We start from the raw sequence: 14,948 nt of genomic DNA, 5'->3' as shown, positions 1-14,948 counted from the left end.
AATAGAACGTGAGTAAAGGTTTGCTATCCCTAGTCAAAGAAGAGTTTAAGCGTATGCTGACAACGCCGCGAATTTTGGTGTTGATCTTGGGCATTCCCTTGATGTTGTTTTTTTACTACGGGGCTTTGTTACAAGAAGGAGTTTCTCGAGACTTACCTGTCACAATACTCGATTTAGATAAAAGTAGTACTTCACGTAAACTGGCTAGTTTTATTGATGCTAGCTCCGCTATGCAAATTGTTTATGAAGTAAACGATGAGTTGGAGGGACAAAAAACGGTGCGTAGAGGGGATTCTTTTGCGTTGATTATCATTCCAAAAGACTTTCAAAAAAATGTGCAGAAAGGAGTGAGAACCAATGTGACATGTTATTACAATGGACAGTATTTACTGCCTGCGGGTTTAATTCAACGTGATTTTCAAACTGCGGCGGGATACTTAGCTGCTGGAGTTCGAACCATATCGCTAGAGCAAGGAGGACTAACACCTGATCAAGCCTTGGCTTCTGTTGCACCAATCAAGGTAGAGGAACATGTGTTGTTTAATCCGTATACCAGCTACGAATACTACTTGGGATTGGCCTTTATGCCAATGGCCTTGCAAATCATTATGCTAGTTGTCTCTATTTACGTTTTTGGCGTTGATTTAAAATACAGAAAAGGACAAGAATTATTAGAACGCGCGAATAATAAGGTTTGGGTCGTGGCATTGGCCAAGATCTTACCCTACTCTTTGGTGTTTTTAGTCTTGGGCTTCTATATGAATACCTATGTGTTTTACAAGTTGAGTATGCCTTTAAAAGGTAATTTCTGGATGCTCAATTTATTTTTCTTTTTGTTTATGATCGTCTGTCAAAGTATGGGATTCTTTCTTGCATCCGTGATGAATAGCTTGAGAATCGCCCTAACTATTGGAGGAGCTTATGCCGCAGTAGCGTTTTCTTTTGCTGGATATACGTTTCCACCTGAGGGAATGAGTGGTTTTGTACGTGGAGTAAATTACGTATTTCCCTTCCATTCCTATATGCGATTTGTGGTGAACTACGCCATTCGAGGTATTTCATTTAATGCAGAACAAGCGGGCTATTTAATTGCCTTTGCTATTTTTATTTGCATGGGATTAATCGGTTTACCGTTTTACTATAAAAAATTACAGAAAGGAGGCTATGATGCTTAGAGGACTAATCGACAATTGCGCTTTGATTCTTGAGTCGTGTAAACGAGAAATCAAAATGATTTTTAAAGACTCAGCCATTGTAATTACCTATCTGGTGTGTGTGCTACTTGTGGCTTTTGTATATTCGTACGTCTATTCCAAAGAAGTGATTACGGAATTGCCTGTGGCGATCGTCAACCAAGATGACTCAAAGATGAGCCATCAAATCGATCGCATGTTGGATGCTACGCCTCAGTTGCACGTAGCGATGCGAACTGCGAGTATGGATTTGGCTCAGGATGCATTTTATCAAGAAAAAATAAAGGGAATTATTGTGATTCCCGAGCATTTTGCTCGAGATTTACAGAAGGGAATTGTTCCGACGATTGGTGCTTATTGTGATGCCTCTTATATGTTATACTATAAACAAACACTTGGGGCAGTCATGGTAACGGCAGGAACCTTAGGTGGCCAGGTTGAAGTAAATAAAATGATGGCAGGAGGAGTTCCCATGAAACAAGCTGCTGCAAGTCGACGACCTTTTGATGTAACAGCCAAACCGCTGTTTAATATCAATGGAGGATACGCGACTTTTTTAATGCCTGCTGTGTTTTTGATTGCCGTTCAAACATTACAATTGAATGGGATGGGAATATTAGCTGGAACGTTGCGCGAACGTAAACAATTCTCATCAGCCTTTGCTTTTGCTCAAGGGCGATTTTCCAACTTCTTTTTGACAATAGGACGAAGCTTGGCCTATTTGATCCTATCCATGCTGATGATGTTGATTGTGTTAGGTTTTGTTATGCATGTATTTACGTTTCCACAACGCGGTCATGTTGGAGAGGTTGTATTGTTTTTAGTTCCGTTTTTGTTGTCTGTTACTTTTTTAGGGATGACATTGGCGAATTTCTTTAAACATCGAGAAGATTCGATTATGACGATTACCCTTTTTTCCATTCCAACCTTGTTGATGACGGGATTATCCTGGCCAACAACCGCATTTCCAACGGCAATTAAAGTGGTGTCTTTTTTCGTCCCTTCCACCATTGGGACTAAAGGTTTTGTTGCTTTGACGCAATTTGGTGCATCTTTACGCGACATTACTGATTTGTTTATGCAAATGTGGTTGGTGTGTTTATTCTATTTTATGTTGGCCGTTTGGACCAATTGGCGCTTGAGAAATAAGGAAAGTATTCCAAATGAAATATAAAAAAAATAGGATCCTCAGGATCCTATTTTTTTATGGTCAATTGATAGATTGAAGTGGGTAAATCTGGATTATCAGGATCTGTACACAATAAAAAGGTCACTTCTTTTTTAGCGTTTTTGTAAACGGTAATACCTTCAAATTTTTGATCTGCACTAATGATTTTTGTCTTTTCAACTTTCATTTTTTTAAGGTTGAGCTTACCTACCAGTGAACCTTTAATCTCGCCATCTGCATAGGTAGAGTTGGAATCTTCAGCCGTAGCGATAAAGTAAATCGAATCATCTACGAGAACTGCATCAGTAAATCCTGCTTGTACCTGATCTATTAGTGGTAGCTTGATGGGGGTATAGGTAATTCTGAAATTGTCTAAAATGCTTTCTCCCGTTACGGTGAATACGCCATTTTGCTGCTTAGGTCCATTGCCACGATTAAAAAAGTACCAAGTTTCTTGGTCAAAAACGACGCCTTCAATATTAAAATCTTCGTGCTCTAAATGAGCAAAAGCCATCATGGATTCATATAATACATCCAACGATTGTTTACTCACAGGCTCATTGGTCAATTGGTGTACCTCATAGAGGGTATTACGATTGGTCTTAGAACCTGAGCCTGATCCAAATAAATAGTAGTTAATTCCATCAAAAGCCATCGATTCTAAATCGGGTTTATCCGCTTTGGCGATGTTTTCCTGCCCAATGTAATCTTCGGTAATAGCCGTTTTATAGAGCTGTTTGGATGGAATATCATAGTGATAGAGGTAGGTACTATCATCGGCAATAAGATGCAATTTATCTTCTGCATAGTACAAACCAGATGCTGCACTTAAACCAATAATGTGATACAAAAATTCTAAAGTCAATTTTTTCATGGTTACCTGAATTGAATTTTATAAATTTAATACATACGAATTACTTAACGAATAAAATTGACATGAGTTTTGAACAGAAATACAAAGTTATTGGAAAGACGAAACTAAAAAAGTTGAGTACAATACCCGATTTTGAGATGAGTCCTAAAAAGGCGATTCGAAAATTAGAGGAATTAAGTAGGCATTTAGCTAAGTTTCAGGAATTAATGTATGCGCATAACCGTTATAGTTTTTTGATTTGTATTCAGGGCATGGATACTGCAGGAAAAGACAGCTTAATTCGCGAGGTATTCAAGTCAATCAACGCAAGAGGGGTAGTGGTTCAGAGCTTCAAAAAGCCAACGTCAACAGAATTAGAACACGATTATTTGTGGCGTCATTATATTGCATTGCCCGAAAAGGGAAAGTTTACGGTGTTTAATCGAACACAGTACGAAAATGTATTGGTTTCTCGTGTGCATCCTGAGATTGTCTTACAGGAGCGTCTACCTCACATTAAAGAAGTCGAAGATATTGATGAAGCGTTTTGGGAAAAACGCTATAAGGAGATTGCCAATTTTGAAGAGCATATCAGTAATAACGGGGTAGTGGTTTTAAAGTTCTTTTTGCATTTGGGAAAAGATGAGCAAAAGGGACGCATTTTAAGGCGCTTAGGTAAAGAGAAGCACCACTGGAAATTTGCGCCAGAAGATGTCAGAGAACGAGAGTTTTGGGAGGAATATCAGACCTATTACGAGGAAGCCATCGAGAAGACTTCAACGGAAACTTGCCCTTGGTATGTAATTCCAGCTGACAATAAATCATTGTGTCGCTATATTTTTGCAAGTATTCTATTGGAAATAACAGAGAGACTTACGGATGTTCAGCTACCTGAATTGCCTGAACATATTGAGGAAAATTTATCTAAATATCGAGAGCGATTGCTCAATGAAAAATAGAAAAGGGTCTATGAAAGACCCTTTTTTATTCCTTTTATTTTTTCTTGTAGTTTTTTAAACTGAAACCATAAGCCACACGCAGTCCTATTTGATCAACGTGAAAGTCATTGTAGCGTTCATATCGGAGACTTACGTCAATATACTTATTGGCATATCCAATAGACGGACTCCAAATCAGGGTATTTCCTGAGCCTTGGTGGGTACCAAAACCAGCACCTAGTTCACCCATGGCATAGATGTTTTTGGTCATAAAGTGTTTAAAACCAGCTTTTACAGGTATTAAACCGATGTCTTGATCGTGTTTTTCCTTGAGGTGGGTGTATCCACTAGTTAAGGTAAAGGAGGTTTCTTTGCTTAGATCATATTGCAAACGCGCATCTGCTCCAAAAACAGCATCGTAATCCGAATTTGTAGAAATTCCACCATGTAGACCAAATCCAATTCGAAATCCTTTGGGATAATAAGGGACGGTTTTCTTTTGAGCAAAGGCTGAAGGAAGCATACCCATGCTCAAAGCCAAAAATAAGGCTGTAATCTTTGTGAATCTTGTCATAGCTTTGTGTTTTTAGTTTTGTTTGAAAAATATAAAAGCAAATAGTTTGCCGTTGTTTGGTCATTCTTTTAAAAGAATTTGTTAACCCATCAGATTCTTTCGTTTTCAAGTCAGTATATTTGCACAAATTTTTAGCAGATGAATCTTTCCATTTACATTAAGGAATTTCGATATAATATTCAATTAGCCTATCCTATTATTTTAGCCATGTTGGGACATACTGTGGTTGGAGTCATAGACAATATTATGGTAGGAAAGATTGGCCCCACAGAATTGGCAGCAGCTTCATTAGCAAATAGTTTCGTGTTTATCGCTATCTCTTTAGGGGTTGGTTTTTCAACTGCTATTACGCCTTTTGTAGCAAAAAGTGATGCCGCAAATGACGTAGAAGGAGGGAGATCTACTTTTGTCAATGGACTATTTCTTTGTACTGTAGTAGGACTGCTTTTGTTTTCGATTATCTTTTTAGCGAAGCCCTTTTTGCGCTATATGGGGCAACCTGAGGAGGTTACTGTACTAGCGAAACCCTTTTTAGATATTGTTGCCTTGTCTATCATTCCTTTGGTTATGTACCAAGGGTACAAGCAATTTGCAGATGGGAAATCTCAGACTAAAAATTCGATGTATGCGACTATAATTTGTAATATTGTCAACCTAACATTTAATTACCTGCTAATTTACGGTGTGTGGTTTTTCCCCACAATGGGCATGTTAGGGGCAGCATATGGAACATTAATTTCTCGTGTTGTCATGATTGTTTACATGCATTTTGCATTGACCAGACAAGAGATGTTTAAACCCTTTATGAGTAAATTGAAGTTTAGTGAAATAAAAAAAGATGTACTAAAGCAGATTTCCAAAATAGGCATACCCTCTGGGTTAATGAGCTTCTTTGAAGTAGCTTTATTCGTTGGTGCTGTTTGGCTATCTGGTATGTTGGGAACTGTATCTCAAGCGGCAAACCAAATTGCGTTGAGTATGTCTTCGATGACTTTTATGTTTGCCAGCGGGTTAGGGGTAGCAGCCACTATTCGCGTAGGAAATCAAATGGGATTAAAGAACTATGCGTATTTGCGTACCGTAGCGCGTTCGATCATGTTGATGGCTTTAATCATTTATGTTGTTTTTGCCTTGCTATTCGTTCTATTCCATAACTATATTCCTTTGCTGTTTTTGGATGCAAAAGATAGCGTTAATGCGGCCATGAATGAAGAAGTCATTCTCATTGCAGGACAGCTCTTACTTGTTGCTGCTATTTTTCAAATCTCCGATTGTTTACAAGTGGTAACCTTAGGGGCTTTGCGCGGTTTGCAAGATGTAAATGTACCGATGATTATTACTTTTATCTCCTATTGGATGGTGGGTTTCCCATTATCCGTATATTTGAGTTTATACACCAGTGTTGGAACACCAGGCATTTGGATTGGTCTATTAGCGGGATTAACCTCCGCTGCCATTTTGCTCTATGCGCGTTTTCATCAGATATCGAATCGATTGATTAATACTAATTTAAAATAAAAAATCATGCAATTACCTAAATTTGTTTTAGCAGATAATACAGATCACTTAGATGATATCTTTATTATACACCTAGAGTTTCCTCGTTTTATTATCAACTTAAACACAGACGAAATCGAATTTTTAGAGTCGATTGAAGAGTCAGAAGAGTCAGAAGTAGAAGGAGAAATGGAAACGTTAGTCGTACAAGCAGGCGAGTTCTACGAAAGAGAAATGGCGCGCTATGTAGAGTCAGAAGAATTAGAAGACTAATTGATTTCGACCCCAAAAAAAGACAGCTGTAAAGGAGAATCTAAATTCTTTTTTGCAGCTGTCTTTTTTTTGGGGATTTGCCATATGACAAGTGGAAGGCTGCTGTTTTACAGTAAAAGCACCAGAAATTACCTTTGTTTTTTTGTGCAATTCATGCATTTAAAGAAGTGTTTCAGTGTATTATTTTAGATATTAAAATGATTGCTAATAAAAGATGACGCTTTTAGTAGTAATGGAGTTTAGGAAGTCCCAAACACCTAAAGCAGGATAAAAAATACTTACCTTTGTGTACTTCAAATTTAGGTTATGAACAAAATTTTAAGTATTCAGCACAAAGTGTTGGACAAAGTAAACAAGCAAACGCTCTCTCATCAGACTGTTTATCCAATTTTACTCGCTATTAGTTTTGGGCACTTATGCAATGATTTGTTACAGGCTATCGTTCCTGCTACGTATCCACTATTAAAAGAAAATTACCAGTTAAGTTTTGCGCAAATTGGATTGATTACGTTCTTTTATCAAATGTCCTCTTCGCTTTTACAACCTTTAGTAGGTAATTTTACAGATAAAAGACCTCAACCTTACTCTCAAATTTACGGCATGTTATGCACCACTATAGGTGTGATTTTACTGGCATTTGCTCCAAGTTATTTTTGGGTATTAGTAGCGGTTACTTGTATTGGAATAGGATCTTCGATTTTCCATCCTGAGTCTTCCCGTGTTTCTTATGTAGCATCTGGCGGTAAGCGAAGTTTGGCGCAGTCTATTTTTCAGATTGGTGGAAATACAGGAACTGCATTAGCCCCTCTTTTAGTGGCTTGGCTTGTTTTGCCTCAAGGACAACAACATCTCTTGTGGTTTGTGGTTGTGGCCATTATCGCTCAGTTTGTGTACTATTTTATCGGAACCTGGTATAAGGGCATTCTAAGTCATGCAGCAACAAAAGAGAAGAAGAAAATACGCATTCCAGAACTATCTGCATTTAAAGTCAACAGCGCGATTGTTGTTCTCTTGCTTTTAATTTTTTCCAAGTATTTCTACGTAGCGAGTATCTCGAGTTATTTCCAGTTCTATACGATGGATAAATTTGGCATTACGGAAGTACAGGCTCAAGTGTATTTGTTTTACTTTTTAATTGCCGTTGCTTTGGGAACGTTGATTGGCGGATTTTTAGGAGATAAGGTAGGGCGCAAGTATATCATTTGGTTTTCAGTGCTAGGAGCAGCTCCTTTTACGCTGTTGTTGCCCCATGTAGATTTGGCTTGGACGGGGATACTCATTGTGGTTATTGGTTTTATTATTTCCTCTGCATTCCCATCTATTTTGGTGTATGCTCAAGAATTATTGCCTAAGAAAATTGGAATGGTATCTGGTTTATTTTACGGTTTTGCCTTTGGTATGGGCGGATTAGGTTCAGCTTTGTTAGGATGGTGGGCCGATCATACCTCTATTGAATATATCTACAGCGTATGTGCTTATTTGCCGCTGTTGGGGATTATTGCTTGCTTCTTACCTAACATGAAAAAAGTTTCTTTTAGAGAGGAATAATGTTGTATCTTCCCTAAAATTAGAAACATATGAACTATAGTATTCTTTTCTATGCTGGGATTTTGGTAACCCTATTGGCTTTGGTATCGTGTAGTAGTAAACAAGCAACAGTAGCTTATGCCGATGAATATCAAACGAGTGTTACTGTTTATCAAGATACGGTGAATCCACAGCTATACTACAACATCGATAAAAATTTACACCTGATCGATAAAGGCACCGAATTACCAACGAGTAAAGGAGTTAATTAAAGTCAGCTGCGTCTAGAAAAGTTAGACGTGTATGGAAAGACAAAGTATCCAAAAGGAGTTATCCCTTTGGTAATGATATAAAAAATCCGATAGGTAAGGCCTATCGGATTTTTTTATGGTGTTTCGTTGATTTACAATAGTTTTCCTGTCAGGAACATCGCAGCAATAGTAAAGTAGATGATCAATCCTGAAACGTCTACCAAGGTAGCGACAAAAGGTGCCGAGGCAGTGGCGGGGTCCATACCAAATTTCTTTAAAACAAAAGGGATAATAGAACCAGATAACGTTCCCCAAAGCACAATGAATAGTAAGGAAATAGAAACACTCAAGCCCACATATAACCAATATTCTCCGTAGTCGTAAATACCGGCTTCTTGCCAAATGAAAATACGCACAAAACCAATGATACCTAAGATACTTCCCAGCATTAATCCAGAGGCAATTTCCTTGCGCATCACATACCACCAATCACTAAGTTTAAGCTCTCCAATGGCCATGGCACGAATAATTAAAGAGGCAGCCTGAGAACCTGAGTTACCTCCACTGGAAATAATAAGTGGTACAAATAGCGCTAATACAACCGCTTTTTCTATTTCTTGGTCATAGTAAGCCATAGCAGATGCGGTTAACATTTCTCCTAAAAATAACACAATCAACCAACCTGCGCGTTTTTTAACTAATTCCGCTAAGGGCGTATGCGTATAGGATAGGTCTAATTCTTCCATCCCCCCGAATTTTTGGATGTCTTCGGTGTCTCGTTCTTTAATTTTATCAAGGATATCATCGAAGGTTACAATACCTACTAAAACACCTTTTTCGGTTATAATAGGCATGGCTGAGCGATCGTATTTCTCAAAAATATCGAAAGCATCTTCCATGGGCATAGTCGTTACCAAAGAAACGAAGTTGTGATCAATAAGGTCCGCGATTAGCGTATCTTCCTCTGCCATTAATAATTGGCCGATTTTTAAGTCATCAATCAAAACATTATGATCATCTACCACGTAAATATAGTTTAAGGTTTCTGCCTTTTTACCATATTTTTTGATGTGTTGTAAGACTTGTTTAACCGTTTTATTTGCTTTGGTTTGAATGTACAAAGGCGTCATTAAACGCGCAATACTATCCTCTTTATACCCGATTAGATTTAAAGCAATTTGCTTCTCTGTATCGTTTAGTAGATTGATGGAATACTTGATTAATTCATCAGGGAAATTTTCTAATAGTTCCGTTCTGTCGTCAGGCTCTAAATTATTCAGTACCTCTGCGTAGTCTTCACGCGTCATACTGCGTACAATTTCTTCCTGAATATTAATATCTAAAAATGAAAACACTTCGACCTTCAGCTCGGGGGAAAGCTTTAGAAAATGAAGATTTCGTTCTCTTCTTCTCATTTCTGAAATAGCTTCAGCAATGTCGGCTGGGTGCATATCTTTAAAAAACATAGGTAGAATTTTATAAAGTGTTTAACAATCATTTTTTCAATTCACGTGCAAAAGTACAGCTTAGATATAGGAAATTAAAATTTCTAATCATATTCTAATAATAAAAGTAATGAAAAAAAGTTATTGGTTATGGAAAAGGGAAAAGGGAAAAGGGAAAAGGGAAAAGGGAAAAGGGTAAATCGTAATTCCAAAGCCAAACACCAAAGCCAAACACCAAAGCCAAACACCAAACGTCAAATGCCGAACACCAAATGCCAAACGCCAAATTTCAAACAACGCTATTCTTCTAACAAAGTAGGATCAATTGTTTTTTTCGCTTTCGCTCCCATGTCTTTGAGTTTTTGGACGGAGGTTAGTAAATTACCTTTACCAAGGCTCAGTTTGTTGAATGCATTATCATATTCATTTCGCGTTTCCTCTAGTTTTTTACCTATTTTGGTCAGATCGTTGATGAGGCCTACAAATTTATCGTGCAGTAAGCCTGCTTGTCGGGCAATTTCATAGGCATTTTCCTGTTGTTTTTGCTGTCTCCAAATGGTTTCTACCGTTCGCAAGGTTGCGAGTAGGGTAGAAGGCGTAACAATGACAATGTTTTTTTCAAATGCTTTAGTATATAGCGTATTATCCGCATTTACTGCTACGGAAAAAGCCGTTTCAATCGGAATAAATAGCAGAACGAAATCGGGACTTGTCCCCTTGTATAATTCGTAGTAATTTTTGTCTGATAAGTTTTCAATATGTCGTTTAATTGAGAGAATATGCTCTTGTAGAAAACGGTTTTGCTCTTGTGATTCTGAGGTATTAATATATTGCTCATAAGCCACTAAGGATACTTTAGAATCGACGACAAGGTGACGGTGATCGGGCAGGTAGATCACGACGTCAGGTTGCAGGCGATTGCCATTTTCACTGGTGTAACTCGGTTGTGTTTTATACTCTCTATCTTTTTCTAGACCCGATTTTTCCAATACACTTTCCAGTATCATTTCTCCCCAATTCCCTTGCATTTTGTTATCTCCTTTGAGGGCTTTGGTCAGGTTTACGGTTTCTTCACTCATCTTGGCATGTACCTGTTGGAGTCCAAAAATTTGTTGACGTAAGGCTGCATGATGATCAATACTCTCCTTGTGTGTCTGTTCTACCTTTTGTTCAAATAGACCTATTTTTTCTTGTAATGGGGTGAGGATCGTTTGCATTTGTGCCTTGTTGAGCTGCGTAAACTTATTGCTTTTTTCTTCGAGTATTTTATTGGCTAGATTTTCAAATTGAACAGTAAATTTTTCCTGTAATTCCAAGGTTTGCTTTTGTTGTACCTCAAGTTTTTCTTTTAGATTAAGCAATTCCGTTTCCCGAATAGAGATACGCGCAATTAGCTCTTGATTGTCCTGACGAAGTATTTCTGTTTGTTCTTCTATTTTGATCTTATCTGCTTGCAATTGCTGGTTTTGTTGAAGTAGAAAGTCTTTCTCCGCCAAAAGTTGCAACTGATCCGCAGTAGTAGCGGTTTTGGCTGTTGTCTTTTTTCCGAGGAGAAAAGCAATAAGTAAAATAGAAAGGACTAAAAGACCAAGGGTAATTTCTTGCGACATAATACAACAGTTAGATTATCCTCCAAAAATAGACATTATTGCGCGGTTATGTAGTATTTGGTTTGTGCCGATTTGTAGCAAATAATCAAAAGTATTTGTTAAAATAAAAAAGATGGTCTAACCTATTTTTAATAGTAAGTTGTTAATTTGTTTTTTTATTCAAATTATAAGTTGTAAATTAACAGTAAGTTAGATTTGATTTTAAATACTTTCCTTTGTGTTAAGTAGAACGCAGCATAGGAATATAAAAAGGTCTGATATGAAAAAAATAGGATTTGCAGTTTTAGGTTTATTGTTATTTACCGCTGGACTTCAGGCACAAGAAATGAAGAAGGACGTAGTTGCAGCTGCAGCAATTGAAACAAAGGACTCGGCGGAATCAAAGTCAATGAGTAGTAATTGGATTGGTAACAGTCGAAAGAGAACCGTTATAAAAGAGGAATATGTAAGCTGTAACTTCTCCTATGTAGATGAGATGAGAGCTAGGAGTAGAGGAGATGTTGCCCTGGGTGATTATCAACTAGAAGAATTAAGAAGACGTATAGCTGGAGGCCACAATGTAGTGAGTAGTGCAGTCTTTCTTATCCGCGTAGGTAAAGGAGATAAAGCTGGAGAATATGAAGCCTGTGTTGGAGGCATACTCTATAGCTTTTCACCTAGAAAGGGACCTGTTATGGGAGGCTTAAAAGAAATTTAATACAAATAAAAAACTCTTCCCTAGGGAAGAGTTTTTTATTTTATTTACTCAAGTACATCTTTCTACGAGAATAGATTTCATAAAATTGGTCATCTCTTAAGTTGTCGATGAACAAAATACTTTCTCCTGTTGATTTCATCTCAGGACCTAATGCTTTATTCACATCTCTAAACTTATTGAAAGAGAATACTGGTGTTTTGATGGCATATCCTTTCAACTGTGGATTGAAGGTAAAATCTGTTACTTTATTTTGCCCTAGCATTACTTTCGTAGCGTAGTTTACATACGGTTCTCCATATGCTTTTGCAATAAAAGGTACCGTTCTTGAAGCTCTTGGATTGGCTTCAATGATGTATACGATATCGTCTTTAATTGCAAATTGGATGTTGATTAACCCTACGGTTTGTAGTGCAACAGCAATTTTTCTTGTATGGTCTTTGATTTGGTTTAAAACAAATTCTCCCAAGTTGAATGGTGGTAACATGGCGTGGCTATCTCCAGAGTGAACTCCACATGGCTCAATATGCTCCATGATTCCGATAATATAGACGTTTTCACCATCACAGATTGCATCTGCTTCTGCTTCGATTGCCCCATCTAAATAGTGGTCTAATAAAAGAGAGTTACCTGGGATTTGGTTTAATAAATCAATAACGTGTTCTTCTAATTCTTTTTTGTTGATTACAATCTTCATTCCTTGTCCACCTAGTACATAAGAAGGGCGAACTAGTAATGGGAAATCCAATTGATCGGCTAATTTTAACGCTTGATCTGCTGTTTTCGCTACACCAAATTGTGGGAATGGAATGTTTAACTCTTCTAATAGTGTAGAGAAGCGTCCGCGGTCTTCTGCTAAGTCTAAAGCGTCAAAGCTAGTTCCGAAGATTTTAATTCCATGACGGTGTAATTTTTCGGCTAATTTTAAAGCCGTTTGTCCACCTAATTGTACAATAACTCCTTCTGGTTTTTCATGGCGAATAATATCGTAAATATGCTCCCAGAATACAGGTTCGAAATACAATTTGTTCGCTGTATCGAAATCCGTTGAAACTGTTTCCGGATTACAGTTAATCATAATAGTTTCATATCCTGCTTCTTCTGCAGCTAATACCCCGTGTACACAAGAGTAGTCAAACTCAATTCCCTGACCAATACGGTTTGGTCCTGAACCTAGTACCACTACTTTTTTCTTGTCTGTAACGATACTCTCATTTGAAACATATCTTGTTCCATCTGCTTTTTGAATATCTGCTTCGAAAGTAGAATAGTAGTATGGTGTTTTTGCTGGGAATTCAGCCGCACAGGTATCTACTAATTTGAATACACGTTGGATATCCATCTTATCTCTCAACTCGTGTACTTTACTCTCTAATGTTTTCAACATATGAGCAATTTGTCTATCCGCAAATCCTTTTTGTTTTGCCTCTAGTAACAAATCTTTAGGTAAAGTTTCGATCGTGTAATTCGAAATTTCTTTTTCTAACAGATAAAGCTCTTCGTATTGTTTCAGGAACCACATGTCGATTTTTGTGATTTCGTGAATTCTACTCAATGGAATTCCGTGTTGAATTGCATCGTAGATCACGAATACGCGGTCCCAACTTGCATGCGTCAATTTATCGATGATTTGGTCATAGTTGGTATATCCTTTACCATCTGCGCCTAAACCGTTGCGTTTGATCTCTAGCGATTGCGTAGCTTTGTGTAAGGCTTCTTGGAATGAGCGTCCAATTCCCATTACTTCTCCTACTGATTTCATTTGTAACCCTAGGGTTCTATCTGCTCCTTCGAATTTATCAAAGTTCCAACGTGGGATTTTCACAATTACATAGTCTAATGTCGGCTCAAATAAAGCAGATGTCGATTTTGTAATTTGGTTTTGCAATTCATCTAAGGTATATCCTAAGGCTAATTTCGTAGCGATTTTAGCAATTGGGTATCCAGTTGCTTTAGAAGCAAGTGCAGATGAACGAGAAACACGTGGGTTAATCTCGATGGCTACGATATCTTCTTTTTCGTCTGGAGATACGGCAAACTGTACGTTACATCCTCCTGCGAAGTTTCCGATACTGCGCATCATCTTGATTGATAGATCGCGCATTTTTTGGAAGGTACGATCCGATAAAGTCATCGCTGGTGCTACTGTGATACTGTCTCCCGTATGAATTCCCATAGGATCCATATTTTCGATAGTACAGATAATAACAACGTTGTCATTTTTATCGCGCAATAGCTCTAATTCATACTCTTTCCATCCCAATAAAGCTTTGTCAATTAAAACTTCGTGGATTGGAGAAGCTTCAAGTCCGCGGGTTAATAAATCGTCAAAATCTTCTGCATGGTGAACAAAAGCAGCTCCTGTCCCTCCAAGGGTAAACGAAGGACGAATAACCAAAGGAAAACCGAATTCTTGTGCGATTTCTTTTCCTTGTAAGTAAGAGGTAGCTGTTTTTGCAGGTGCAGCAGGTACATCAATACGCTCTAATAATTGTTTGAATTGTTCGCGGTCTTCTGTGATATTAATTGCGTTAATATCTACACCAATTAAACGAACACCAAAGTCTGCCCAAATTCCCTTTTCATCACATTCCAGACATAAGTTTAAGGCTGTTTGTCCTCCCATGGTAGGTAACACAGCATCAATTTCTGGATGAGCAACTAAAATTTCAATAATTGAACGTGCAGTTAATGGCTTTAGATAAATATGATCCGCCATAGATGGGTCGGTCATAATTGTTGCGGGGTTCGAGTTAACTAAGATAACTTTAATTCCCTCTTCTCTTAATGATCTTGCTGATTGTGAACCTGAATAATCAAATTCGCAAGCTTGTCCGATGATGATTGGTCCTGAACCAATGATTAGTACGGTCTTGATAGAAGTGTCTTTAGGCATTTTCTTGTGTTGTTTATTATTTACTACTT

13 protein-coding genes are annotated in these 14,948 nt (G+C 37.8%); 8 read left to right on the top strand and 5 right to left on the bottom strand.

All coding sequences use genetic code 11. From position 1 onward, the window contains the following. The first annotated feature begins 8 nt into the window (after nucleotides 1–8). Nucleotides 9–1,175, top strand: coding sequence for an ABC transporter permease (locus tag ACPDHL_RS06425; RefSeq protein ID WP_430531967.1), 1,167 nt, complete (start codon nucleotides 9–11; stop codon nucleotides 1,173–1,175). A 55-nt stretch (nucleotides 1,176–1,230) separates the two neighbouring features. Further along, nucleotides 1,231–2,367, top strand: coding sequence for an ABC transporter permease (locus ACPDHL_RS06420; protein ID WP_430531966.1), 1,137 nt, complete (start codon nucleotides 1,231–1,233; stop codon nucleotides 2,365–2,367). A gap of 22 nt (nucleotides 2,368–2,389) precedes the next feature. Here ACPDHL_RS06420 and ACPDHL_RS06415 read toward each other — a convergent pair whose 3' ends face one another. Next, nucleotides 2,390–3,235 (bottom strand): DUF6929 family protein, encoded by an 846-nt coding sequence (locus ACPDHL_RS06415; protein WP_430531965.1) that lies wholly within the window; start codon nucleotides 3,233–3,235, stop codon nucleotides 2,390–2,392. A 62-nt stretch (nucleotides 3,236–3,297) separates the two neighbouring features. On the opposite strand from ACPDHL_RS06415, the gene ACPDHL_RS06410 reads away from it, so the two are divergent. Then, entirely contained in the window at nucleotides 3,298–4,173 is an 876-nt protein-coding gene (locus ACPDHL_RS06410; protein WP_430531964.1) for a PPK2 family polyphosphate kinase, read from the top strand. Nucleotides 4,174–4,207: 34 nt separating this feature from the next. Here the strand turns inward: ACPDHL_RS06410 and ACPDHL_RS06405 are convergent, their stop codons facing one another. Next, on the bottom strand, nucleotides 4,208–4,726 hold the full coding sequence (locus ACPDHL_RS06405) for a hypothetical protein (protein ID WP_430531963.1): 519 nt from the start codon (nucleotides 4,724–4,726) through the stop codon (nucleotides 4,208–4,210). 138 nt (nucleotides 4,727–4,864) lie between these two features. Between ACPDHL_RS06405 and ACPDHL_RS06400 the strand changes: the two genes are divergently transcribed. The 4 genes from ACPDHL_RS06400 (at nucleotide 4,865) to ACPDHL_RS06385 (ending at nucleotide 8,295) form a co-directional block, all read left to right on the top strand. Next, complete coding sequence (locus tag ACPDHL_RS06400) at nucleotides 4,865–6,244, top strand: MATE family efflux transporter (protein WP_430531962.1); 1,380 nt, start codon at nucleotides 4,865–4,867, stop codon at nucleotides 6,242–6,244. A gap of 6 nt (nucleotides 6,245–6,250) precedes the next feature. Continuing rightward, nucleotides 6,251–6,496 carry a hypothetical protein gene (locus ACPDHL_RS06395; protein WP_410880028.1) on the top strand — a complete coding sequence of 82 codons (246 nt, stop codon included), beginning with the start codon at nucleotides 6,251–6,253 and terminating at the stop codon, nucleotides 6,494–6,496. Nucleotides 6,497–6,802: 306 nt separating this feature from the next. Beyond that, nucleotides 6,803–8,044, top strand: a complete 1,242-nt coding sequence (locus ACPDHL_RS06390) for an MFS transporter (RefSeq protein ID WP_430531961.1) — start codon at nucleotides 6,803–6,805, stop codon at nucleotides 8,042–8,044. 29 nt (nucleotides 8,045–8,073) lie between these two features. Beyond that, nucleotides 8,074–8,295, top strand: coding sequence for a hypothetical protein (locus ACPDHL_RS06385; RefSeq protein ID WP_430531960.1), 222 nt, complete (start codon nucleotides 8,074–8,076; stop codon nucleotides 8,293–8,295). 131 nt (nucleotides 8,296–8,426) lie between these two features. Here the strand turns inward: ACPDHL_RS06385 and mgtE are convergent, their stop codons facing one another. Together mgtE and ACPDHL_RS06375 are read right to left on the bottom strand one after the other, a co-directional pair. After that, a complete protein-coding gene (gene mgtE, locus ACPDHL_RS06380; protein WP_430531959.1) occupies nucleotides 8,427–9,740 on the bottom strand; it encodes a magnesium transporter in 1,314 nt (437 codons plus the stop codon). Between the two features lie 278 nt (nucleotides 9,741–10,018). Next, nucleotides 10,019–11,329: a DNA recombination protein RmuC gene (locus ACPDHL_RS06375; RefSeq protein WP_430531958.1), complete on the bottom strand. Its 1,311-nt coding sequence runs from the start codon at nucleotides 11,327–11,329 to the stop codon at nucleotides 10,019–10,021. A 259-nt stretch (nucleotides 11,330–11,588) separates the two neighbouring features. Between ACPDHL_RS06375 and ACPDHL_RS06370 the strand changes: the two genes are divergently transcribed. Next, entirely contained in the window at nucleotides 11,589–12,026 is a 438-nt protein-coding gene (locus ACPDHL_RS06370; RefSeq protein ID WP_430531957.1) for a hypothetical protein, read from the top strand. A gap of 40 nt (nucleotides 12,027–12,066) precedes the next feature. Here ACPDHL_RS06370 and carB read toward each other — a convergent pair whose 3' ends face one another. Next, the gene (carB, locus tag ACPDHL_RS06365) at nucleotides 12,067–14,919 is read right to left on the bottom strand and encodes a carbamoyl-phosphate synthase large subunit (RefSeq protein ID WP_430531956.1); all 2,853 of its coding nucleotides are present in this window, start codon (nucleotides 14,917–14,919) and stop codon (nucleotides 12,067–12,069) included. Nucleotides 14,920–14,948 lie beyond the last annotated feature (29 nt).

Origin of the sequence: Myroides sp. C15-4 (genome assembly GCF_050522745.1) — a bacterium.
Lineage (GTDB): Bacteria > Bacteroidota > Bacteroidia > Flavobacteriales > Flavobacteriaceae > Flavobacterium.
The sequence above is the reverse complement of the archived record's forward strand: the minus strand, read 5'-3'. Positions and strand labels throughout refer to the sequence as shown.

What these genes read in the sequence shown, in the direction of transcription:
- ACPDHL_RS06420 (WP_430531966.1), top strand. Translation starts at nt 1,231, where the DNA reads ATGATTTTTAAAGACTCAGCCATTGTAATTACCTATCTGGTGTGTGTG.
- ACPDHL_RS06415 (WP_430531965.1), bottom strand. Translation starts at nt 3,235, where the DNA reads ATGAAAAAATTGACTTTAGAATTTTTGTATCACATTATTGGTTTAAGT.
- ACPDHL_RS06410 (WP_430531964.1), top strand. Translation starts at nt 3,298, where the DNA reads ATGAGTTTTGAACAGAAATACAAAGTTATTGGAAAGACGAAACTAAAA.
- ACPDHL_RS06405 (WP_430531963.1), bottom strand. Translation starts at nt 4,726, where the DNA reads ATGACAAGATTCACAAAGATTACAGCCTTATTTTTGGCTTTGAGCATG.
- ACPDHL_RS06400 (WP_430531962.1), top strand. Translation starts at nt 4,865, where the DNA reads ATGAATCTTTCCATTTACATTAAGGAATTTCGATATAATATTCAATTA.
- ACPDHL_RS06395 (WP_410880028.1), top strand. Translation starts at nt 6,251, where the DNA reads ATGCAATTACCTAAATTTGTTTTAGCAGATAATACAGATCACTTAGAT.
- ACPDHL_RS06390 (WP_430531961.1), top strand. Translation starts at nt 6,803, where the DNA reads ATGAACAAAATTTTAAGTATTCAGCACAAAGTGTTGGACAAAGTAAAC.
- ACPDHL_RS06385 (WP_430531960.1), top strand. Translation starts at nt 8,074, where the DNA reads ATGAACTATAGTATTCTTTTCTATGCTGGGATTTTGGTAACCCTATTG.
- mgtE (WP_430531959.1), bottom strand. Translation starts at nt 9,740, where the DNA reads ATGTTTTTTAAAGATATGCACCCAGCCGACATTGCTGAAGCTATTTCA.
- ACPDHL_RS06375 (WP_430531958.1), bottom strand. Translation starts at nt 11,329, where the DNA reads ATGTCGCAAGAAATTACCCTTGGTCTTTTAGTCCTTTCTATTTTACTT.
- ACPDHL_RS06370 (WP_430531957.1), top strand. Translation starts at nt 11,589, where the DNA reads ATGAAAAAAATAGGATTTGCAGTTTTAGGTTTATTGTTATTTACCGCT.
- carB (WP_430531956.1), bottom strand. Translation starts at nt 14,919, where the DNA reads ATGCCTAAAGACACTTCTATCAAGACCGTACTAATCATTGGTTCAGGA.